Annotated in this window: 16 protein-coding genes; 2 read left to right on the forward strand and 14 right to left on the reverse strand. The window is 57.9% G+C overall.

Features of this window, described 5'->3' with window-relative positions:
• Nucleotides 1-196 precede the first annotated feature (196 nt).
• Nucleotides 197-1972 (reverse strand): diguanylate cyclase, encoded by a 1776-nt coding sequence (locus tag ACEQWH_RS12245; RefSeq protein WP_370231282.1) that lies wholly within the window; start codon nt 1970-1972, stop codon nt 197-199.
• Between the two features lie 177 nt (nt 1973-2149).
• Here ACEQWH_RS12245 and ACEQWH_RS12250 point away from each other — a divergent pair, with 177 nt between their 5' ends.
• Complete coding sequence (locus ACEQWH_RS12250) at nt 2150-4582, forward strand: ATP-dependent helicase (RefSeq protein ID WP_370231284.1); 2433 nt, start codon at nt 2150-2152, stop codon at nt 4580-4582.
• Between the two features lie 3 nt (nt 4583-4585).
• Here the strand turns inward: ACEQWH_RS12250 and ACEQWH_RS12255 are convergent, their stop codons facing one another.
• From ACEQWH_RS12255 to fsa, 13 genes are all read right to left on the reverse strand, one after another.
• Entirely contained in the window at nt 4586-5623 is a 1038-nt protein-coding gene (locus tag ACEQWH_RS12255; RefSeq protein ID WP_370231286.1) for an NAD(P)-dependent oxidoreductase, read from the reverse strand.
• A gap of 3 nt (nt 5624-5626) precedes the next feature.
• Complete coding sequence (locus ACEQWH_RS12260) at nt 5627-8239, reverse strand: molybdopterin-dependent oxidoreductase (protein ID WP_370231288.1); 2613 nt, start codon at nt 8237-8239, stop codon at nt 5627-5629.
• On the reverse strand, nt 8236-8565 hold the full coding sequence (gene nirD / locus ACEQWH_RS12265) for a nitrite reductase small subunit NirD (RefSeq protein ID WP_370231290.1): 330 nt from the start codon (nt 8563-8565) through the stop codon (nt 8236-8238). The genes ACEQWH_RS12260 and nirD overlap by 4 nt, the downstream gene beginning before the upstream one ends.
• Complete coding sequence (nirB, locus tag ACEQWH_RS12270) at nt 8562-11003, reverse strand: nitrite reductase large subunit NirB (RefSeq protein ID WP_370231292.1); 2442 nt, start codon at nt 11001-11003, stop codon at nt 8562-8564. Before nirB ends, nirD begins: the two co-directional genes overlap by 4 nt.
• 42 nt (nt 11004-11045) lie before the next feature.
• Nucleotides 11046-11471: a globin domain-containing protein gene (locus tag ACEQWH_RS12275; protein WP_370231294.1), complete on the reverse strand. Its 426-nt coding sequence runs from the start codon at nt 11469-11471 to the stop codon at nt 11046-11048.
• A 77-nt stretch (nt 11472-11548) separates the two neighbouring features.
• Complete coding sequence (locus ACEQWH_RS12280; RefSeq protein ID WP_370231295.1) at nt 11549-13231, reverse strand: ABC transporter ATP-binding protein; 1683 nt, start codon at nt 13229-13231, stop codon at nt 11549-11551.
• A 5-nt stretch (nt 13232-13236) separates the two neighbouring features.
• A complete protein-coding gene (locus ACEQWH_RS12285) occupies nt 13237-14319 on the reverse strand; it encodes an ABC transporter permease (RefSeq protein ID WP_370231297.1) in 1083 nt (360 codons plus the stop codon).
• Nucleotides 14320-14406: 87 nt separating this feature from the next.
• Entirely contained in the window at nt 14407-15771 is a 1365-nt protein-coding gene (locus ACEQWH_RS12290) for a CmpA/NrtA family ABC transporter substrate-binding protein (protein WP_370231299.1), read from the reverse strand.
• Between the two features lie 255 nt (nt 15772-16026).
• Nucleotides 16027-17196: a CmpA/NrtA family ABC transporter substrate-binding protein gene (locus ACEQWH_RS12295; RefSeq protein ID WP_370231301.1), complete on the reverse strand. Its 1170-nt coding sequence runs from the start codon at nt 17194-17196 to the stop codon at nt 16027-16029.
• Nucleotides 17193-17777, reverse strand: a complete 585-nt coding sequence (locus ACEQWH_RS12300; RefSeq protein ID WP_370231303.1) for an ANTAR domain-containing response regulator — start codon at nt 17775-17777, stop codon at nt 17193-17195. The genes ACEQWH_RS12295 and ACEQWH_RS12300 overlap by 4 nt, the downstream gene beginning before the upstream one ends.
• 210 nt (nt 17778-17987) lie before the next feature.
• Nucleotides 17988-18902, reverse strand: coding sequence for a tyrosine recombinase XerC (locus tag ACEQWH_RS12305; protein WP_370231304.1), 915 nt, complete (start codon nt 18900-18902; stop codon nt 17988-17990).
• Complete coding sequence (locus ACEQWH_RS12310; RefSeq protein WP_370231305.1) at nt 18899-19606, reverse strand: DUF484 family protein; 708 nt, start codon at nt 19604-19606, stop codon at nt 18899-18901. Before ACEQWH_RS12310 ends, ACEQWH_RS12305 begins: the two co-directional genes overlap by 4 nt.
• A 170-nt stretch (nt 19607-19776) precedes the next feature.
• The gene (gene fsa / locus ACEQWH_RS12315; protein ID WP_370231307.1) at nt 19777-20430 is read right to left on the reverse strand and encodes a fructose-6-phosphate aldolase; all 654 of its coding nucleotides are present in this window, start codon (nt 20428-20430) and stop codon (nt 19777-19779) included.
• Between the two features lie 98 nt (nt 20431-20528).
• Between fsa and priA the strand changes: the two genes are divergently transcribed.
• On the forward strand, nt 20529-22082 hold a 1554-nt coding region (priA, locus tag ACEQWH_RS12320; protein ID WP_370231309.1), incomplete at its 3' end, for a primosomal protein N'.

The following is a 22082-nucleotide window of genomic DNA, read 5'->3' on the forward strand; positions in this document are numbered from 1 at the left end:
CATCGAAGCAATACCCAATACGACGGAAATATGACGATATCGCCGGATATTTCGCCCGTTTTTCCGCGATCCAAGAAAAAAGTTCAACATCTTGTTAGGTTGTTGCTTTCGCAAGGAAAAAATTGACTGAAACCATTGCGCGCGCAACGATTTTTGCAGCGCAGCGGCGATGGTAAGCAACCAAAGCACGGCAGCTTTACTCGGCCGCAAGCGAAGACGGGGGCAGAGGTTTCGATTTCACCGCAACCGTTTTCCGGTCATGCGCGCCGTACACATGCACCTGATTACGCCCCCCATCCTTGGCGGCATACAGCGCCTCGTCCGCCAGACGCAGCAAAGTTTGAATGTCGCGCTCGTGATCTGGGAAACAGGCGATACCTGCCGATATGGTGACCGTCGGCAGGTGTTTCTCTTGATATGGCACGCGCAGGGCCTCGATCTTTTTGCGCAGCACATCGGCGCGTGCGGTCACAGATGCCTGATCGCTTGCAGGCCAGATCAGCATGAATTCTTCACCGCCCATTCGGCAAGCAACGTCATCACCGTCACAGGCCTCTTGTAGGCACGTGGCCACTTGGCCCAGCACAACATCTCCTGCGTCATGGCCATGGTCGTCGTTGAACTTTTTGAAGTGGTCGACGTCCAGATAGATCAAATGCACCTTTTCGCCCTTCGCACTTGCAGCATTTAGCAGTCTGCGCAGGCGATCCAGCATGTAGCGGCGGTTAAACAGCCCGGTGAGAGGATCGCGCGTGGACTGCTCTTGCAGCTGGTCACGCATGCGCACATTCGCTATCGCCATGGAAACCTGCTCGGCACACATCTGCGCCAGTTTCTTGCACTGATAGAAGTTCGCGTTGCTCGAGCCCTCGCGGCGGCGCAGGTGCATCAGACCAACCGTTTCGCCATGCGCAAGGATCGGAAAACAGTAGTAGGGGCGTTCGTCGTGCGGCTCGGCGTGCGAGCAGCAAAAATTAACCTCGTTGCGCCCGTATTCATAGGTTCGCCCGCGCCGCAATCCCCAGCAATCCTCGGGGTGGATATGAGGTTTATAGTCGCCGCCATTCCAAGCCGTACAGCCATCCAGGACATCGCGTGAATTGGAATAGACATAGAGCGAGCCTTCTGCGTCGGGCAGAAGGTGCCCCATGAAACGTGCGACCATATCAAACAATTCCTGCAGCGACTGACTGGATTGCAGCCATTCATTCAGATCGCCAAGCAGCTGCACTTCTCTGGCAAGCTGCATTTGTTTTTCGACAAACTCACGTTCTTCGGCGGTTTGTCGGTTCGCAACGCGGACTTGGTGGCGCGACGCGCTCAGAAACACCCAGGCGGTGCCGGTCAGCATCAGTGTCAGCAAGGCGGCCACTGCAACAAAGTCGATCTCGATACGCCGCATCGTCAAATGGTGCAGGGTGGTTGCATCCGTATAAAATTCCAGCGCGCCCACAAACAGCCCGTTGTTTGAGATCGGAACATAGACCTCATAGACGATGTGTTTTTCCTGAATGCTTGTATTCAGCGCGTGAATGGCCAAGTCGTCGATTTCGCCAGGGTCTTTTTCGGTGCGTTTCGTATAAATGCCGCCCGCTGCGATGACGTTCGTGAAATACGGTTCCGAATTCGTTTTGCCGATATCTTCGGGACGAGACGACCAAAAAACGCGCCCTTTGGCGTCAAACAACTTCAGCCGATAGACATCCGACGCCTCTGGAACCTGTTCTAGATAGTCCTGTTCGCTTTGACTGAGTTCGGCAGATTGAAACGGTGTGACGCCATCCTTCAAATGCGCCAGAACCCGACGTTTCCACAGTTCTGCCTGCGTGACATAATCCTGTGTCAAAAGGTAATTCACGGTCGGTTCCGGAATTGTCAGCGACCCCCAATAGGACAGTCCCGACGACACCGAAAACAAAGCGAGGATCGGTGCCGCGCGCAAATAGCCTTTTAGTTTTTGCAGGACAGTCATCCGCAACCTCCAAGATTACCCCCCTCTGTGTCGCACAGTGCATCCCGCCAAACCGTTAACGCCGCCTCAGATGTTGTGTTCAATTTAGTTAAATCGGATGACATTTGGCGGCATTGCGGTGTGAACATTAAGCGAACGTGTCTTTTCAAGGTCGCTTGAAAACGCTAGGGTCTGCGCATGAGCAGTTTCGACGAATTTGATGCCTTTGAAGGCGCTTCGCTGTCGGCCCGCGCGATGGCCGCGCGGCCTATGCCGTATTTGGATGAATTGAACCCCGCGCAGCGCGAGGCGGTCGAAACCCTGGATGGTCCAGTGCTGATGCTGGCGGGCGCGGGGACGGGCAAAACCAAGGCCCTGACCGCGCGCATTGTGCATTTGCTGAACACAGGGCGCGCGCAACCCAACGAAATCCTAGCGGTGACATTCACCAACAAAGCCGCGCGCGAGATGAAAAACCGTGTCGGGCGGATGTTGGGGCAAACCGTCGAAGGCATGCCGTGGCTGGGAACCTTTCATGCCATCTGCGTGAAACTACTGCGCCGTCATGCCGAGCTGGTGGGGCTAAAATCAAACTTCACGATCTTGGACACGGACGATCAGATCCGCCTGTTGAAGCAGCTGATTCAGGCCGCCAACATTGACGACAAACGCTGGCCAGCGCGGATGCTGGCCTCGATCATCGACGGGTGGAAAAACAAAGCCTGGACGCCCGAGAACCTGCCGGCCTCGGAAGGGCAGGCTTATAATGACCGCGGCCCGGAGCTTTACGCGCAATACCAGACACGCCTGCGCGAGCTGAATGCCGTCGATTTCGGCGACCTGCTTTTGCACATGGTCACGATCTTCCAGACCCACGGTGACATTCTTGCGCAATATCAGCGCTGGTTCCGATATGTGTTGGTGGACGAGTATCAGGATACCAACGTTGCCCAATACCTCTGGCTGCGGCTGATTGCGGCCGAGCATAAAAACATCTGCTGCGTTGGCGATGATGATCAGTCGATCTATGGCTGGCGTGGGGCCGAGGTGGGCAATATTCTGAAGTTCGAAAAGGACTTTCCCGGCGCGCATGTGGTGCGGCTAGAGCAGAACTATCGCTCGACCCCACATATTCTGGCGGCGGCCTCGGCCGTAATTGCGGGCAACGAAAACCGGCTGGGCAAAACCCTTTGGACCGAGGCCGAGGAGGGCGACAAGGTTCGACTGATCGGCCACTGGGACGGCGAAGAGGAAGCGCGCTGGATTGGCGAGGACGTCGAGGCCCTGCAATCTGGCACCCGAGGCAAAGACCGAAAAAGCCTAGAGGATATGGCCATCCTCGTGCGCGCCTCGCATCAGATGCGCGCTTTTGAGGATCGCTTTCTCACGATCGGGTTGCCTTATCGCGTGATCGGCGGGCCTCGGTTCTATGAGCGGATGGAGATCCGCGACGCGATGGCCTATTTCCGCGTGGTTACCAGCCCCGACGACGATCTGGCCTTTGAGCGTATTGTAAACACGCCAAAACGTGGTTTGGGCAACGTGGCCCAGCAAAAAATTCAGGCCTGCGCGCGCGATCACGGGCTATCGTTGGTCGAAGGTGCGCGCAAGCTTTTGGAGCTGAAGGGCATCGGCGGCAAGGGCGGCAAAGAGCTGCAGCTGTTGATTGACGGCATCGACCGGTGGCGGGCGCTGGGCGTGCAGCGCGAAGTTGAGGTGCCCTTGAACGAAGACGATGTCATTGACGATGGGCTGACGCGCACGACAACGACGTTCATTTCCGCACAAGAGGCGCTGACCCACATCGAACTGGTCGAAGTCATTTTGGATGAATCCGGCTACACGGCCATGTGGCAGAACGACAAAACTCCAGAGGCTCCTGGACGTTTGGAGAACCTCAAGGAACTGGTCAAGGCGCTGGAATCTTTTGAAAATCTGCAAGGTTTTCTTGAGCACGTCAGCCTGATCATGGACAATGAAAGCGAAGACACCGAAGAAAAGATCTCGATCATGACGCTGCACGCAGCCAAGGGTCTGGAATTTCCGGTGGTGTTCCTGCCAGGCTGGGAGGACGGATTGTTCCCAAGCCAACGCTCGATGGATGAAAGTGGCCTCAAAGGGCTCGAGGAAGAGCGACGTCTGGCTTATGTGGGCATCACGCGGGCCGAAGAGGTTTGCACGATTTCATTTGCTGGCAACCGGCGTGTGTTCGGGCAATGGCAAAGCCAGTTGCCCAGCCGCTTTATCGACGAGCTTCCCGAAGCGCATGTCGAGGTTCTGACTGCGCCGGGGATTTATGGGGGCGGCTATGGCGCCGCAGCCGGAGATTTCGGCGGCGGTATGCAATCGCGGATGCAAAGCGCCAATACGTATAATTCTCCGGGCTGGCAGCGCATGCAAAGTCGCGCAGGCGAACGGGGGCTTTCGCAACCCAAAGAAAGCCGCAGCTCGGTGATCGATCTGGAGGCCGTGTCCAGTCACTCTGTCGGTGATCGCGTGTTCCACCAGAAATTTGGCTATGGCGAAATCATGCAGATCGAAGGCGACAAGCTGGTGATTGAATTTGACAAAGCTGGCGAGAAAAAGCTGGTCGCAAAATTCGTAACCGCCGCGACCGACGTGCCGTTCTAGTCGTTATCCAACAACCGAGGGATCGCGGATTGCGGCCTTTGTTGCGAAAACGCGGGGAACGGTGGAGATCACTTCGAAGTTGATCGCGGGGTCCGTCGTAAACGCGCCCAAATTGCTGGTGGTTTCAGAGTTGTCGCAGTTTGAGATCCACACGATGTTCCGTCCGGGTTTTGCGGCTTGTCGAATAAACGAAATGCGGCTGCGAATGGGCCAGGTGTGATCGGACGTTACGCTGCCCAGCAGATTACGCTCCGCATCGCGCCGCGCCAGTTCCAGAATGGCCTGATCTGACTCTTGTTCATAAAAGATCTCATCGGCTTCTTGCAGCCGCTCGACACCGCGCAGCGAAATCATGTCGGCCTGGCCTGACATCGAGTCAATCAAGGTGACTTGCGCCACCTGGCTTGCAGGGTGCTCGCCCATTATCTGTGCCTTCAGACGTTGGATCGCGTCGCGTTCCGAGCCGCGTTTGAAGGTCTGCCAGATCTGTCCGACAAACACCTCGCGCCAAAAGGCACGCCGCTGGGATTGCGGCACATAGCGAGCGACCATGCCTCTCAGACGCCCGACCGCCTCGGCGAACCGTCCGACACTGGGATCAAGCATCTGTTCAATCTGTGTTTTGATACGGCGGCCCAGCACCGGCGCGTTGCCTTCGGTTCCGATGGCCACAACGACAGGGTCGCGATCCACAATCGATGGCGTCGTCAAATCGCAAAGTTCGGGGCGGTCCACAACATTCACCAGAAGGCCTGCGTCTTTTGCAATCGCATGAATGCACACATCCGCCGCCGGAGACCCGGTTGCAATAAATCCAATGGTCGCCGTTTCAAAAGAGGCCCGGCTGATCTGGCCGGCCTGTTGACGTATCCGGCCTTGCTTGATCATAGACAGGAGTTCGTCGTCCGGATGATCCCCCAGCAACAGAATATCTGCGTCAGATTTCAACAACAGCCGGCATTTCTGCGCCGCTTGCTCTCCGTCGCCGAGAACGACCACTGTACGGCCCGTCGTTTTGATGAACATCGGAAAGCTTTGCATGGTTTATTCCGCCGCGGTTTTCAGTTGAGCTCCAGTCAATATAGCAGAGATTTCAGGTCGGCAAGAACCGCAGTTGGTCCCCGCCTGAAGCGCTGCGCCGATGGCGTCAACGCTTGCAAGGCTCTGGGTTTCAATTGCACGCAAAATCGTATTGGCCCCGACATTAAAGCAGGCACAGATCACCGGACCAGGGTCGGGCTGGTCGGTGCCGGGACGCCCGGCAAGGATCGGCGCGTCGGTGCCCACGGCGTCATTGGCGAACTGACGCGACACTTCGACAGGCGAGGGTGCAGCAAGCAGGGCCGCCAGAACATGACCGTCTTTCACAAACGCAATGCGGGCCGAGCCGGGCTTGGCCCCCTGAACCGTCATGACCTCGGCGTCGGAAATCCCAAACACGTCTTCTGCAAACGCCTGCCAGTCTTCGGGCAGCTCTGTGTGCGCCAGTTCCAGCTGCCAGCCGTTTCGCGTGCGCGCGCGGGCCCAATAATCGCATGAGGCTTCGGGTTTCTCGATCGAGGTCGCAAAACCGTACCACGCTGCCTTAAAAGGGGTGATGGCAACGGGCGTTGCTTTGCTTTCAGGCTGCCCTGACAGGCGGTCAACTTTCGGTGCGACCAAAGCGTTAATGCGGCCAGAAGGGCAGGTATCTTCGGTCCAATGCAGCGGGGCAAAAACCGATCCGGGCTTGACCTTGTCACTGATCATCACCCGCAGTATGGCTTTGCCATGCGGTGTTTCAAGCTGGGCCAATGTCGCCGCCGCCAGCCCCAGTTTCAGCGCGTCTTCGGGGTGAACCTCGAGATACGGCTCGGCCATATGTTGCGTAAGCCGCCCGCTGAGGCCTGTGCGTGTCATCGTGTGCCACTGATCGCGGATCCGGCCTGTGTTCAGCCGATAGGGGAAGGACGCGTCAGTTCCCTGCGCAGGCGGTGAATAGGCCACAGGCACCATGCGCGCGCGACCATCTTCGGTAAAAAATGTCCCGTCGCCAAAGAACCGCCCTCCGGTTTTGCCAGCTGACACCGGCCAATGGCGTGGTGTGAAATCCTGATAGGCGTCGTCGCTGATCGTGGCGAGCCCTGAGATGTCGAAGTCTTTGCCAAACTGAGCGGCGACCTCTGACAGCGCCGCATGTTCGCGAAAGATGTCGGCGGGGCCGTGATAGGCGAAGACCTCACCAAACCCCATACGCCGCGCGACGCCGCAAATGATTTCCCAATCGTGCCGTGCCTCTCCGGGTGCCGCGCGCAAGGCCCGTTGCCGGCTGATCATGCGATCAGAGTTCGTGACGGTTCCGAATTTTTCGCCCCATCCGCTGGTGGGCAATACCACGTCGGCAAGTCGCGCCGTGTCGGTCGTGTCATACATGTCGCTGACCACGACAAAATCACAGCCCTTGATCGCGTCGCGCACCGCGTCAGCCTGCGGCAGAGACTGCGCCGGATTGGTACAGATCACCCACAGCGCCTTGATCTGGCCCTGCGCAATGGCGTCAAACATATCAACCGCTTTCAGCCCTTGGGCAGCGGGCATAACCGGCGCGTTCCAAAAGCTTTGTACTGCACTGGAATGATCCGGATTTTCAATGTCCAGATGACAGGCAAGGGTGTTGGCCAGCCCGCCAACCTCGCGCCCGCCCATAGCGTTGGGCTGCCCTGTTACCGACAAGGGGCCCATGCCTGGCTTGCCGATACGCCCGGTCGCCAGATGACAGTTGATGATCGCGTTCACCTTGTCGACGCCAGATGTGGATTGGTTCACCCCTTGCGAAAACACGGTGACGGTTTTGTCCTGCGCCAGCCACAGATCGACAAATTCCGCAAGCTCGGCGTCGGTCAGTCCGGTGGCCGTGGCATCGTTGTCAGCGGCGCTCGCTAAAGCGGCTTCAAGCCCTGTGACGGATGCGGCCAAAAACGCTTGGTCCAACGCGCTGCGCTGTGAAATCTGCTGTAAAAGATGGTTGAACAAGGCAACATCGCCGCCCGGAGAAATTTGCAGATGCAGGTCTGCCAAATCACAGGTGGCGGTGCGGCGGGGGTCGACGTTGATGACCCGCATCTCAGGCCGCGCCGCTTTTGCCGCAGCCAGCCGCTGGTACAGAACGGGATGGCACCATGCCAGGTTCGATCCCACCAGAACGACGGTATCTGCCTCTTCTAGATCCTCATAAAGGCCGGGTACGGTGTCGGTGCCAAAAGCACGCTTGTGGCCGACCACGGTTGAGGCCATGCAAAGCCTTGAATTCGTGTCGATATTCGCGGTGCCAACAAAGCCCTTCGCAAGCTTGTTGATGACGTAATAATCCTCGGTCAACAGCTGACCCGAGACATAGAAGGCCACCGAGTCCGGCCCATGTTCCGCGATCGTGCGCGAAAAGCGATCGGCAACCAGATCAAGCGCCTCGTCCCAATCCGCAGTTTGAGTGCCGATCTTAGGCGAAAGCAGACGCCCCTCGGTGCCAAGTGTTTCGCCAAGCGCTGAGCCTTTCGAGCATAGACGCCCGAAATTGGCGGGATGATCCGGATCCCCTGAAACGGTGATCCCCTTGGGGCCAACATCGGCCAGAACCCCGCAGCCGACTCCGCAATAGGCGCAGGTGGTCTTTATGCTCATGCCGCAGTGCGCTCCATCACGGCAGCATCCAGCAGAAGGCGGCCCGCCTCGATCCGGATCGCATAGGTTTCGATTTGCCCGACATCAGCGCCCTGTGCCTCGCCGCTTTCCAGGGAAAACACCCAGTTGTGCAAAGGGCAGGTGACGGATTTGCCGTGCACGATGCCTTCGCTCAAGGGGCCGCCCTTATGGGGGCACTTGTCCGAGGTCGCAAAGACCTCGTCCTCAGCGGTGCGAAAAACGGCGATGCAGCCCAGCTTGGTCTTGACGATACGCGCGCCGCGCAAAGGAATGTCGTCCAGGGTTCCGATGTCGATCCAGCTCATTCTGCGGCCTCCAGTGTCAGGTTTGCCAAAGGCGCGAATTTGGGCGCCTCGTCTTTCTTGGCCAGTTCTGCCCAAGGGTCTTTTTGGTAAATCGATTGCGACAGCTCGAACCGCTCAACCAAGGCTTTGCGGTTCTCGACGTCCTCAACGACCTGTTCTTTGACCCAATCCAGACCGACCTTGGCCACCCATTTGTAGGGGCGGTCCAGGTATTTCCCGTTCTCGCGGTAAAGCTGCATAAAGGCGGTGACGACTTCGATGGTTTCCTCCTGGGTGGAGCAATCCATCAAGCGCTCGGTTTCCTTCACGTCCATCCCTGCCGCACCCGCGACACCGATCTGAAACCCGCTGTCGACACAGACCACGCCGATGTCTTTGCAGGTCGCTTCGGCGCAGTTGCGCGGACAGCCTGACACGGCCAGTTTCACCTTATGCGGTGCCCAGGAGCCCCAGAGCTTCTCTTCCAGTTTGATGCCTAGACCCGTGGAATCCTGCGTCCCAAAACGGCAATGATCCTTGCCGACACAGGTTTTCACCGTGCGCAGCCCCTTGGCATAGGCATGACCCGAAACCATGCCCGCCGCGTTCAGATCAGCCCAGATCGCAGGCAGATCCTCACCTTTGACGCCCAAAAGGTCGATCCGTTGACCGCCTGTGACATGCACAGTCGGCACATTGTATTTATCCGCAGCATCCGCGATGGCGCGCAATTCATCCGGCGTGGTCATCCCACCCCACATGCGCGGCACGACGGAGTAGGTGCCGTCTTTCTGGATATTGGCGTGGCGGCGTTCGTTGACAAAACGGCTTTGTGGATCGTCTTGATATTCCACCGGCCAATCTGCCAAAAGGTAATAGTTGATGGCAGGGCGGCAGACATGACAGCCGTTGCGGGTTTTCCAGCCCAGCTCTTGCCAGACCGCTTCCTGACTTTTCAGCTCTTTGGATTTTATCAGGCGACGCACGTCCTCATGAGTGAGGTCGGTGCAGCCGCAAATGGATGCGGGCGCAGGCATGACAAAATCATCGCCCAGAGTTGTGGCCAATACCTGTTCCACAAGCCCCGTACAGGTGCCGCAGGACGCGCTGGCCTTGGTGGTTGCTTTGATGGCCGCAAGGTCTGTGGACCCTGCTTGGATGGCCTCAACGATCTGCCCCTTGCTCACGCCGTTACACCCGCAGATCTCCGCATCAAGCGGTAAGGCTGCAACGGCCGCCATAGGGTCCAGGCTATCTCCCCCCTGATAAGCTGGGCCGAAAATCAAAGTTTCGCGCATTTCAGAGATGTCAGTCTTGTCTTTGATCAGGCCAAAGAACCAGTTGCCGTCCGCCGTGTCGCCATACATCACAGCGCCAATCAGTCGGTCGTTTTCAAGGACCAGACGTTTATAGACGCCCCGCGCGGGATCTCGGAACACAATGTCTTCGCGCCCGTCGCCCTCGGCAAAATCACCGGCGCTGAACAAGTCACATCCCGTGACCTTGAGCTTTGTGGCGACTTCCTTGTTCTGAAATTCAGCCGCCTCGTCCAAAAGGGTTTTCGCAACGACTTTCGCTTGGTCATAAAGCGGAGCTACAAGGCCAAACAGCGCGCCGCGGTGCTGTACGCACTCTCCGACCGCAACGATATCGGGATCTGAAGTTTCCATGGCGTCGCTGACCACAATGCCGCGTTCGACATCCAGCGCGCAGGCCTGCGCAAGCGTCACTTCGGGGCGGATGCCCACGGCCATACAGACCAGATCGGCAGGAATGACTTCGCCGGTTTCAAGGCGTACGCCTTCGACTTTGCCTTCACCAAAAATCTCTTGGGTCGAGGCCTGACATTTGATCGTGATGCCCTTGTCCTCAAGACTGCGACGCAGCAAATAGCCCGCGGCCTCGTCCAGCTGACGCTCCATCAAATGGCCCATCAGGTGCACCACGGTCACATCCATACCCCGCAGCCGCATACCTGCGGCAGCCTCTAGCCCCAAGAGCCCGCCCCCGATGACAACCGCTTTTTGACCGGGCATTCCAGAGGCCTCGATCATTGCATTGGTGTCTTCAAGATCGCGGTAGGTGATAACGCCGGGCAGGTCTTTGCCGGGCACCGGAATAATGAAGGGGGCAGAGCCTGTGCCAAACAGCAGCTTGTCATAGGAAACTTCGCCCTGTTCGCCGACGACGACCTTGCGCTCTCGATCAATATGCACGACCCGCTCGCCAAACCGGCAGGCGACGCCGTTTTCTTCGTACCAGTCGGCATCATGGGTGACGATCTCGTCAAAACTCTTTTCGCCGGACAAAACCGGGCTGAGCATGATGCGGTTATAGTTGCCGCGTGGTTCTGCATTGAACAGCGTGACATCATAGGCGTCAGCGTCTGCCTCAATCAAATGCTCCAACACTCGGCCCGAGGCCATTCCGGCCCCGATGACAACAAGTTTCTTAGACACGATTTTCTCCTTGCCCTTTGTGACGGGCAGGGAGGGCCCGTGTTATGCGGCGTCCGTGTAGGCCGCCTCTTTCATCATCGCCGCAATGCCGCGATAGGCTTTCTGCCACGCTGCGACCTCTGCGTCGGTCAGTGTTCGCGGCGTCATATCCTCGATGGCTTCGATCAGGGCCGCTCCGACCAGATCGTAGTGTTCCGGCAACGCGTCGTAGGTCGCATGCCGCTTGCCCAACCGTTTGATTTTGCCCGTGAACAACCACGGCGTGCTGAGGTTGTTCACAAGGAAATCCAGCATGTCGCTGAAATTCTCCAGCTGCTCTGACATATCGTCCGGAAACAGGCCGCGCGCTTCGGGCGTGTTGCGAAACAAGGTGCGATAGAAGGCCTCTGCCAGATAGCCCTGCTGTAGTTTGATACTGCGATAGCTTGCTTGGATAAGATGCACTTCGTCTTTGGTCAGATCCGCCATGGACACTCTCCTCATAAAGAGGGGGGACCATAGGATGTCTGGCTTTCGAAAGTCTGAAGATTGTTGCCGTCATCTGATTACTCTGCCGCAATAGATTTGGCGGTTGGCTTCGGCTTGGGTTTTGCGCCGTGCTCGTACTCTTCAAGAAAATCAAGCACTTCCTGACGGAAGGTGTAATAGTCAGGATGCTCAAGCAATGCCTTGCGGCTGCGCGGACGTGGCAGATTAACGTCGACAATTTTACCGACCGTCGCCTGCGGACCGTTTGTCATCATCACCACACGGTCAGCCAGCAGGATGGCCTCGTCAACGTCGTGAGTGACGCAGATTGCGGTGACTTTGGTGCGGTCCCAGACTTCCATCAGAACCTCTTGCAGCTCCCACCGTGTCAGGCTGTCGAGCATGCCGAAAGGCTCATCCAGCATCAGCAGCTTGGGTGACAAGGCAAAGGCGCGGGCGATGCCGACACGTTGCTTCATGCCGTTGGACATGGAATGCGCCGGGCGGTCCATGGCGTCGGCCAGGCCCACACGTTCCAGATAGTATTCTACAACGTCCTGACGCTCGGCCTGCGAGGCTTTGGGATAGACTTTGTCCACGCCAATCGCGCAGTTTTCGCGCGCCGACAGCCAAGGGAACAGGTTTGGCGATTGAAAGACCACCGCGCGCTCGGGGTCGGCGCCTTCGACGTGGCGACCATCCAGACGGATCGCGCCTTTCGAGATGTCGTTCAGCCCTGCGGCCATGGTCAGAACCGTGGATTTACCGCACCCAGAGTGACCGATCAGCGAAATGAACTCGCCCCGGTTCAGTTTGAGGTTGAAGTCCTCGACCACAGTCAGAGGCCCCTTAGGGGTCGGATAGATTTTATGTAGCTGCGAGAAGTCGAGGAAGTTCTTGTCGATCAGACCTTTCTGCGCATCGGCAACCGCTTTGGGCGCGCCGTGGATCGGGGTCACGTCAGGCAATGTTTTGGTGCCTTCGACTTTGGCTGCGATGCCGACATCCATCAGATATTTGGTCACATCCGCGCGCAGCTTTTTAAAGCCCTCGTGCGTGTTCATTTCCATTCTGTCACGGGGCCGCGGGATGCTGACTTTGAACTCATCCCCCAGTGTCCCATCGGGCCTTAGCGCAATAATCCGGTCCGCCAGAATGATCGCTTCGTCCACGTCATTGGTGATCAGCACACAGGTCTTTTTGTCCGCCTGCCAGATCGCCTCGATCTCGTCTGCCAGATTGGCGCGGGTCAGCGCATCAAGCGCCGAGAGCGGTTCGTCCAGCAGCAGCATTTCCGGGTTCATCGCCAGCGCGCGCGCCACGTTCACCCGTTGCCGCATACCGCCGGACAGTTCCGCAGGGCGGCGGGTCGCCGCGTGAGACAGGCCCACCATCTGCACATAATGCGCGACCTTCTCGTCTTTTTCGGCCTTGGGCATGTTGGGAAAGACCGAGTCCAGCGCCAGTTTGACGTTCCCGTTCACCGTCAGCCACGGCATCAGCGAATAGCTTTGAAAGATCACGCCGCGTTCTGGGCTTGGCTCTTTCACTGGCTGGCCTTTGAAGGTCACCGTACCTTTGGTCGGCGTCTCCAGACCCGCCATCAGGTTGATGAGCGTCGTTTTACCAGTGCCCGAAAACCCGAGCAGGACAAGGAATTCGCCTTCTTTGACCTCAAGATTGATGTTCTTCAGAACCTCGGTCTTTGCGGTGCCTTCGCCGAAACTCTTGTCGACATTTTCGAATTTGAAAAAGCTCATGTCGATCACCGGTTAGATGTAAAGGTGAAGAGGGATTGGATGGCGTACATGACCCGATCCAGCAGGAAGCCGATGATGCCGATGGTCAGAACCGCGACCATGATCTTGGCCAAAGAGCTGGAAGAGCCGTTCTGGAACTCATCCCAGACGAATTTGCCAAGGCCCGGGTTCTGCGCCAGCATTTCCGCGGCGATCAGAACCATCCAGCCGACACCCAGCGACAGACGCAGGCCGGTAAAGATCAGTGGCAGGGCAGATGGCAGTACCAGCTTTGTGATCTTGGTATAAGTGTTCATTTTCAGAACCTTAGAAACCGCCACCAGGTCTTTGTCGATCGAGGCCACGCCAAGGGCTGTATTGATCAGTGTTGGCCAGAGCGAGCAGAGCGTGACCGTGATCGCGGATACAAGGAAAGACTTGGGGAACAGCCCGCCTTCGGTGGCTGCGACGGCGGAAACGACCATCGTGACAATCGGCAGCCACGCCAGCGGAGAGACGGGTTTAAAGATCTGAATAAGCGGGTTGATCGCGGAATTTGCGGTCGGGCTCAGGCCCGCCATGATGCCCAGAGGCACGGCAATCACAGTCGCGATCAAAAAGCCGAAGAAGACGGTTTGGATCGAGGTCCAGATCTGCTGATAATAGCTCGGCGCGCCGGTGAAAGGGATATCTTTGACCTTCTCAGGCTGTCCGCGGTCGATAAAGCGCTGGTTGCGTGCCTCGACCCGGGCTTCGTGCTTTTCGCGTTTTTCGGCCTTGGCCTGCGCGTCTTGGTGCAGGTTCACGGCTTCGGTCCAGACCTGTTGCGGGCCGGGCACCGCGCCAAGCGAGGTTTGCACTGTCGGGGCCAACGTGCCCCACATCACCAGAAAGGCGACGATGGCGATCAGAGGAACACAAAGCAAACGCCAGATCTCTTTCATCTGTGCGCGTGGGTTGTCGCCTGCGGCGGCCTTCAGGATCGGGGTGATCCAGGCCAGTCCAAGAACCTGAAACCAGGCATCGGCTTTGTTGATACGCGTGAACAGCCGCGCGCGGCGTGCCTCGCGATCTGCGTCGGTTATGGTTTGTGGGTCGATGGCTGTCATAGCTCTGGTCCTGAGGGTTCGAATAGCTGCGGGTTTGGTCGCGATGGGATCCCCCTCCGCGCGTGGCGGAGAGGGAGAGGTTTTGGGTTAGCCTTGGACTTCTGCGCCAACCACGGTCTGGCCGGATTTCAGACCGATCGGCAGGCTTTCCAGATACGCATTCGGAGTACGCCCGTCGTATGGGATACCGTCGATGATGTCGGCGGCAGGTGTCGGCGCTTTGTAGCCGTCACTGTCCCAAGGGAAGTCCGCTGCATCCGCCAGACCTTCGTCGACCAGCAGTTTTGCGGCCTCAAGATAGATCTCTGGCTTGTAGACAGACTTTGCGACCTCGTCATACCAGCTGTCAGGCTTGGTTTCGGCGATCTGACCCCAGCGACGCATTTGTGTCAGATACCAAATCGCGTCGGAATAGAACGGATATGTCGCGTTATAGCGGAAGAACACGTTGAAGTCTGGAACGTCGCGCTTGTCGCCCTTTTCGTACTCGAAAGTACCAGTCATGGAGTTCGCGATAACTTCATAGTCCGCGCCCACATATTCAGGGCGAGACAGGATTTCCACGGCTTCTTCACGGTTCGCGTTGTCGTTTTCATCCAGCCACATTGCCGCGCGGATCAGGGCCTTAACCACAGCTTTGGTGGTGTTTGGATATTGCTCGGCGAATTCATTGGTGATGCCAAAGACCTTCTCTGGGTTGTTTTTCCAGAGTTCATAGTCGGTGATCACAGGCACACCGATGCCTTTGAACACAGCCTGCTGGTTCCAGGGTTCCCCGACGCAATAGCCGTGGATCGTGCCCGCTTCGAGCGTCGCTGGCATCTGCGGAGGAGGGGTCACAGACAGAAACACATCCGCGCCGATCTGACCCGAGATATTTTCTGGCGAGTAATAGCCTGGCTCAAGCCCACCTGCGGCCAGCCAATAGCGCAGCTCGTAGTTGTGGGTCGAGACCGGGAAAACCATGCCCATGTTAAAGGGCTTACCCTCGCTGTTGAACTGCTCGACCACAGGGGCCAGCGCGGATGCGCTGATTGGGTGCTGCGGGCGGCCATCGTCCATGGTTGGGATATTTGGCTTCATCATGTCCCAGACTTCGTTGGACACGGTAATGCCGTTGCCGTTCAGGTCCATCGAGAATGGGGTGATGATGTGCGCCTGCGTGCCATAACCAATTGTGGCCGCCAAAGGCTGACCTGCCAGCATATGCGCGCCATCAAGCTGTCCGTCGATCACGCCATCCAGCAGAACTTTCCAGTTCGCCTGCGCTTCCAGAGTGACAAACAGACCCTCGTCATCAAAGAAGCCCTGTTCATAGGCAACGGCCAGCGGGGCCATGTCAGTCAGCTTGATAAAGCCAAAGGTGAGTTCGTCTTTCTCAAGGTCCAATTCAGCCCAAGCAGGCGCTGCCAGTAATGTGGTCGCTGCTAGGATCGAAGCAATGTTCTTCATGTCTTCCGTCCTTGTGTTTCAGCCCAGAGGGCAAAATAAAAAAAGCCGCCGACACATTTGGCCCCAGGGAAAGGAGGCACAAAGGTCGAGCGACTTTGCTCAGAGAGATCCCAGTTGTCTTCGGGATGGACACGACGTCGGTGTCGTGATGTTGCCTATCTTATGAAAACGATCCTGCCCCATGGCGAGTCATCGCCGATGTTTTTTCTGCATCGCAGCGTGAAATCGCCGCGATTGCATAAAATTTGGGCAAAATCAGCGATGCGGGTCGAAAGTTTGCCCGTCAAAGAATCTGTTTTGTGCAAGACTCAGGCTGCCAGAGACCGCACGCACTTCGGTCGTTTGCGAAAGGCCACCTTCGATTTTCGAGTTGGTTAAGGGCATGGGCGCCCCCAGATTGCTCAACGATTTGCGATATAAATCACTTCGGAAAACGGTCTGTGCGTCCGGTTTGGGGTCACGCACGGCGGCGCCAAACCTTTGCGTCAAACGCGCTGCAATCCAGTCGGCCTGTGATTGCCACGGAAAGGTGACGCCATTGGTGTGAAACTGCAAAAATCCGGGATGTCGCCGTGTGTCACCGTCTTTTGTGACCACCAGCTCGCCCGTGAGGGCGCGGTCAATCAGGTCTGAGGGCACACCGACATAGTCTTTGCGCGCCAGAATCTCGGCCAGGGCAAGCCGTTTGCTGGGATGATCCAGCCACTGACCAGCCCGCCACAAAGCACGGATCAGGCGGCAGGCGCTGTCCTCATTGGTGGAAATCCAGTCCGCGCGGCTGGCCAAAACCTTTTCCGGCGCGGCCGTCCAGATCGCCGCGCCCGGCAGGATGAGCGTGCCGTTCGCGGTATCAACCGTGTATGACCCCCAGGGTTCCCCAACACAGAAAATATCCAGATCGCCGTTCTTGATCGCGCCGGCAATAAGGGGCGGGGGCACCGCGTGGATCTGATAGTCCAGATCGGGCTTCAGCCCTGCTGTGTCCATCCATATAGACACCAACTCTGCGTGCATCGACAGATGAAACGGAACACCGATCCGCAGCGGTTTTGGCAAAGTCGCGACGGCTTTGCCAGCATCAAGAGCATCGGCGAAATCAAACGCATACCCCGCGTCCGCAAGGCGCGTTGCGATGTCGGGGCTGACGCCAATGACATTGCCATTCATGCTCAGAACCGACAGCGCCTGAAGTTTCGGCAGGCCGTGGATCAAGCCCATGTGCGATGCCACCGGCACCGGCGACAGCATATGCGCCGTTTGAATGTGGCCGAAAGCCAGTTGATCCCGCAGGGTGCTCCAACTCGGAGCCTGCACGAGCGACAGGGCAAGCCCTTCTTCTTCGGCAAATCCAAGTTCTTTGGCGACGATCAGCGGGGCTGCGTCCACCAGAGGGATAAAACCAGCGCAGAGTGGGATCAGGCTCATGACAATAGCTCCGATGCTGTCACGAGGGCCTGAGATACATCTGCGACCCGCTTGCCCTGATCCATCGCGGTTTTGCGCAGCAGCGCATAGGCGTCCTCTTCGCCCAAGCCACGGGCTTTCATCAGAATACCCTTGGCGCGGTCGACGATTTTGCGCTCTTCAAGGGCGCGTTTGGTGGTTTCGAGTTCCAGGCGCATGCGCTGAAACATCTGAAACCGCGCGATGGCTGCGTCGAGAATGGGTTTGATGCGGTCATTTTGCAGACCATCGACCACATAGGCCGAAACGCCAGCCTCGATCGCGGCCTTGGTCAGCTGTGCATCAGAACGGTCCACGAACAATGCCACGGGACGTTCAAGCGGGGCCGACGCCATCGCGAGCTGTTCAATCGCGTCGCGCGACGGATCGGTCACATCGACCAGAACAACATCAGGCGCGAATTTGGTGATCGATCTGGCCAGCCCGCTGACCTCGGCCAGAACGTGGATCTTATGCGATCCCGTCTCTGCCAAAGCGTCCACGATCGCGCAGGCGCGGTCTCGGTCCTTTTCGACGACGACGATGGTCAGGTTTTTTGCCACAAGGACCTCGGATAGCTGGACGTGTTGAACTGGCTAATCTGAGGTCTATGGAGTTTGCCGAGGCCTTGGTATCGCTGCGGTGCAGCAAGGACGCTTGCATGACGTGCGCGCATATTTTTTAGGCAGTTTTGCCCGTGCTGCCGTTTCTGCAGTCACTTTCGACTTGAAATTACACTGCGCATGACGCCTTGGTGCGCCGCTCTTGCGGCACTAGGCCTTTGGATGGGTCCGGTTGTAAACTTCCATCAGACGCGCTGTATCCACCGCGGTATATGCCTGCGTCGTGGACAAAGAAGCATGTCCAAGAAGTTCCTGGATCGCCCGCAAATCACCGCCAGCCTCTAGAAGGTGCGTTGCAAAACTGTGGCGCATGGCATGTGGCGTTGCTGATGCGGGCAGGCCCAGTTGCATGCGCACATTCTGCATCACACCTTGAATATGACGCGCATTCAGCCGCCCGCCACGTGCGCCGACAAACAGTGGCCGGCCGTCCTCCATCGGGAAGGGGGCCTGCCGTACATAGTCGCTGACGGCGTCCCGGGCCGCTGGGATTACGGGGACCAGCCGCTCTTTGCCGCCTTTGCCAAAGATCCGAAGCACGTCGGGTAATGGGTGATCTTGGGCGTTCAATCCCAAGGCCTCGGAAATCCGCAAGCCGCAGCCGTAAAGCAACGTGACCACCGCTATATCGCGCGCGCCTTGCCAGCCCTCACGTGTCTGCAACTCGACCGTGTCGATCACCGCCTTTGCCGCATCCGGCGCAAGCGGGCGTGGCAGTTTTTTCTGAAACTTGGGAGCTCTGGTCGACAGAACTGCGGTTGGGTCGAACCCTTCGCGTTCGGCCAGCCATCGAAAGAAGCCTTTGACCGCAGACAGTTTGCGCGCCAAGGTCCGTGCGCCCACGTCGCCTGCACGCATCTGTGCCATCCACGCGCGCATATCTGACACGGTTAGCTTCGACAAAGGCGCCAAGCCCTGCTGGGCCCCTTTGTGTTCCGTCATAAAGGCCAGAAATTCGGTGACGTCCGCAAAATAGGCTTTAAGCGTATTGTCGGCATTGCCCTTCAGAGCCCGTTCGGACTCTAGCCAGCTGTCACGTGCAGCCGAGGCTGCGGGCGAAATCAAGACAACCAGCGCCGCATGGCGCGTTCAAAAACGCCGGCAAAGAAGCTGAGCAGATCTGTGCCCTGCTGCGGCGTGAAATGGTGCGGGTCTTCGGCGCCCATGACCAGTAGGCCGGGCAGACGTCCTTCGCCGAAATCAAGTTTCAGGCAGGCCTCAGAGCGAATGAAATCGGCACGATCGCCAAAGACATGTTTAGCGCCGCTGTCCATCTGGCGCAGGGTGACCTGACGAGCCGGAACGTTGCGCCCTCCGGTCAGGTAGCGTTCAACAAAACCGGGCTCGGCCACGCTAAGTACAGCGCCCAGCCGTTTGATCTGGGCGTCTTTTTCGTCCTGCGCGGTTTCCAGAACCAAACGTACGGCATCCACGCGCAGAATATTGGCCACTTCGCCATCCAGATCCTTAAGGAACATTTCGAATTCCAGAGGGTCCAGCATCCGCAAAATCGCGCGATGCACCTGGTTGGTGCCCGCCAGATTTTCATAGGCGGCGGCAATGACGCTGCGGTGGGTGTCTTCCAGGCGATCCAGTCGCGCTTCCAGCCGCTCCATCGCGATGCCGCGAAGATCAACGATATTGCCGCCCATCGAGCGTTCGTTCGCGGCGATGAGCGCCTTCATAACATCTTGATCTTCGAGGATAATCTCAGGTTTTGAGAGAATCTTGTCCCGTAGGGTTTCGTCGATTTTCGCTGTGCTGCTCATGTGGTGCCTGTATTCTTTTGCTGTAGTTTAGCAGAAGCCACCCGCAATATCTTGTGTTTTTTCTACCTGCGGGTGTTTTTTGAGGCGAGGGGGAGGGGCGTTGCCCCTCTGAGGCGATCTGCGCTGCAGATCCCCTCATTCACCCCAGGATATTTTCGGCAAGAGAAAGATCAGAGGATCTTGATGTCCGCCGCCGCGATGTCTGCGAGGAAGGCTGCCAGACCTTTGTCGGTCAGCGGGTGGTTCACCATGCCTTTGATGACCGCAGGCGGCGCTGTGATCACGTCGGCACCAATGCGTGCGCACTCCGCGATGTGGTTGGCTGTGCGGATCGAGGCTGCGAGGATCTGGGTTTCATAGCCGTAGTTGTCATAGGCCGTGCGGATGTCTTCGATCAGGTCCATGCCATCGAGGTTGATGTCATCCAGACGCCCGATGAACGGCGAGATGAAGGTCGCGCCTGCTTTGGCAGCCAGAATCGCCTGGTTCACAGAGAAACAGAGCGTGACGTTGACCATTTTGCCTTCGTCGGTGAGCGTCTTGCAGGCTTGCAGCCCGTCCCATGTCAGCGGCACTTTGACGGCGATATTGTCGGCGATTTCAGCCAGCTTGCGGCCTTCGGCGATCATGGTGTCTGCGTCGGTGGCTGTGACTTCTGCGGACACCGGGCCAGAGACCAGCGCGCAGATTTCTTTGGTGACTTCGATAATGTCACGGCCGGATTTTTTGATCAGCGATGGGTTGGTGGTGACACCATCGACCATGCCGAAGTCGTTGAGTTCTGCGATTGCATCTATTTCTGCAGTGTCTACAAAGAATTTCATAACGCGCGTCCTGATTGGGTTGGCTTTAGAGTTGGTCTGGGGTCGCGTTTCGTTTACCTCATCGAGGTGTTAGCGCAAACCCTTTTTGCGAGGCGGATTTGAAAGACCCGGACTTCTTTGACGCAGGTGATCTGGTAGCTGTCCTGACCACCCAGCCCTTGGACCGGACCTTGGATTACAAGGCTCCTGAAGGAGGGTGCTGGTTGGGCGCGTTTGTAGAGGTTCCCTTGGGGCCGCGCAAGGTGCTGGGCGTGGTTTGGGGCAAGGGACGTGGCGATTGGGATATTGCCAAGGTGCGCGCGGTGAACCGTGTGCTGGATGTGGCCCCCATGCGCAGTGAAATGCGTCAGTTTCTGGAAAAAGCATCGAGCTATACTTTGACGCCGATGTCCGCGATGCTGCGGCTTGCGACCCGTGCGCCGGGGCTGAGTGATCCGCCGTCGATGCGCAAAGTCTATCGTCTGGGCAAGGGGCAGCCGGATCGGGTCACTGAGGCGCGCACGCGGGTGATCGAGGCGCTTCGGGAATACGGCGGGCTTGGCTTTACGTTGAAAGAGGTCTCCGAACTTGCGGGCGTCACCTCGTCTGTTGTGAAGGGCTTGGTGAAACAGGGCGTGGTTCTGGAAGAAGACACGCCGCGCGATCAGCCGTATCGGCGCATGGATGCGGGTTTTGGCCCCAAAGAGTTGACCGAGGATCAGGCAGCTGCGGCGGCCAAAGTGTCGGCGGGGATTGCGGAGGAGGCCTATGGCACCTCGCTTTTGCGCGGGGTGACAGGCTCGGGTAAGACCGAGGTCTATCTAGAGGCTGTGGCCGCCTGCATTGCGGCTGGGCGGCAGGCTTTGGTGTTGTTGCCTGAGATTGCTTTGACTGCAGAATTTCTGACACGTCTTGAAGCGCGGTTTGGTGCAAAGCCTGCGGAATGGCATTCCGGCGTGACTATGACCGAGCGGCGCCGGATCTGGCGCATGGTCGGGCAGGGCGGTGCGCAGGTTGTGATCGGCGCGCGCTCTGCATTGTTTTTGCCGTTTCAGAACCTTGGTTTGATCGTCGTGGATGAGGAACACGACACATCATATAAACAGGATGACGGCGTGCTTTATAACGCGCGAGACATGGCGGTGCTGCGCGCAAGCCTTTGTGGGGCGCGGGTTATTTTGGCCTCGGCGACGCCGAGTTTGGAAAGCTGGGCAAATGCGGATGCTGGTAAATACGAACGCATCGAGCTGACGTCGCGCTTTGGGCCTGCGGTTCTGCCCGACATGCGCGCAATCGACATGCGCACCGAGGATTTGCCAAGTGCGCAGTGGATCTCTCCGACCTTGCAGGCGGCCGTGCGCACGCGGCTGCAAAAAGGTGAGCAGTCGTTGCTGTTCATCAACCGCAGAGGCTATGCGCCGGTGACGATTTGCCGGGCTTGCGGGCATCAGGTTGGCTGTGACCATTGCGATGCGCGCATGGTCGAGCATCGGTTCCTCAAGCGTCTTCTGTGTCACCAGTGTGGGGAAAGCAAACCCATGCCCGAGGTGTGCCCAAGCTGCGAAGTCGAAGGCAAGCTGGCTCCGGTTGGACCCGGGGTCGAGCGTCTGGCGGAGGAGGCGCAGGCCCATTTCCCCGAGGCGCGGCTGGCGGTGTTGTCGTCGGATCTCTTT

The sequence above is a fragment of the Cognatishimia sp. genome (genome assembly GCF_964229375.1).
Classification (GTDB): Bacteria; Pseudomonadota; Alphaproteobacteria; order Rhodobacterales; family Rhodobacteraceae; genus Cognatishimia.